General features: G+C 73.4%; 3 protein-coding genes. All 3 read right to left on the bottom strand.

The genetic code is table 11. The annotated features are described in order from the left end of the window. Nucleotides 1-449: hypothetical protein (locus tag AB0M20_RS44285; protein WP_364307566.1), on the bottom strand; the 449-nt coding region annotated here is incomplete at its 3' end. A gap of 33 nt (nucleotides 450-482) precedes the next feature. Further along, entirely contained in the window at nucleotides 483-941 is a 459-nt protein-coding gene (locus AB0M20_RS44280) for a hypothetical protein (protein WP_364307565.1), read from the bottom strand. 3 nt (nucleotides 942-944) lie between these two features. Beyond that, a partial coding sequence (locus AB0M20_RS44275; RefSeq protein ID WP_364307563.1) for a molybdopterin dinucleotide binding domain-containing protein occupies nucleotides 945-1,260 on the bottom strand: 316 nt, incomplete at its 5' end.

The following is a 1,260-nucleotide window of genomic DNA, read 5'->3' as shown; positions in this document are numbered from 1 at the left end:
ACTGCGGGCGACGGGTCGGCGAGGAACCGCACGCCGAGCTCCGGCGAGCGGTCGAACGGCGGAATGGCCTTGAGCGCCCGGATCCGCAGCCGCTCGTCGCCGCTGGTCTCCAGCTCCCGCCGCACCGGCTCGTATCGTGCGCCGAGGCGGTGGAGCAGCACGCCGACCCGCTGGTCGTCGTTGTCCACATCGAACGCGGCGGCCCGGACCCGCTCGTCGACGCCGCCGCCGTGACGCTCGAGGATGCCCTTGAGCGCCCCCGCGGCGGCGTCGCCACACTTCTCCCAGACCTCTGCCATGCCGCCGGTGGTCTGCACCTCGGTGGAGTCGTGCAGCGCGACGTCGAGCATGGCGTCGATCAGCTCGGGGCCGCCCTCCCGGGCGGCCTGCCCGATCGCGAGGATCCGGGCCAGGTCGTCATCGCTGTTCAGCTCATCCCGCCACGACACGCCACCGACGATAGAGCCATCGCGCCGCCCGATTCAGTCGGCCACGACCAAGGCTTGCGGGGCGGCCTGCTTCATCCGGGTGCGGATCCAGGCGAGCTGCAGCGCGGTCTCCCCCTCGCACCCGGTGACGACCTCGAGAAGGGCGCGGTCGCGGAGGCCCTGGGCGGCCTGGCCGACGACCGTCCAGCACACGTCGCACTCGGCGGCCATCAGGTACAGGTCCTGCAGGTCGCGCAGCAGGCCGATGCCGCCGGTCCGGGTGCCGCGGAACAGCTCGGAGTGCAACCGTTCCGGTTCGTTGGGCGCGTCCTCGGCGTAGCGCCGCGCGAACGGCTCCAGCCGTGCCGCGTGTTCGTCGCACCGCTCGGCCTGGCGGCGGCACAGGTGCTCGATGTCCGGCTCGTCACCGTGCGCGCCGGCCACCTGCCGGAAGGCGTCGGCCAGCGTGAGCTGGGCCCGGTGCAGCAGTCCGAGGTAGTGGGCGAGGTGCATGGGTCAGCCCTCCGATCCGGCGAGTCGGGCGATGCGGACCGCGGCGACCTTGAAGATCGGCTGCTTGGACACCGGGTCCCAGGTGGTCACGGTCATCTCGTTGGCGGCCCGGGGCCGGCGGTCGGACGGGGTGAGGTCGAAGTAGCCGTAGTGGAACGGCACGAACACCACCCCCGGGCGGATGCCGCCGATCCGGGCCCGGGCCTCGATGCCGCCGCGCGGGGAGGCGACGCCGACCAGGTCACCCTCGGCGATGCCGTGCCGGGCCGCGTCCTGAGGGTGCAGCTCCACCCACACGTCGGGGGCGGCGGCGTTCAGC

Source organism: Actinoplanes sp. NPDC051633 (genome assembly GCF_040681735.1).
GTDB lineage: Bacteria > Actinomycetota > Actinomycetes > Mycobacteriales > Micromonosporaceae > Actinoplanes.
This window is presented reverse-complemented; position numbering and strand designations above follow the sequence as displayed.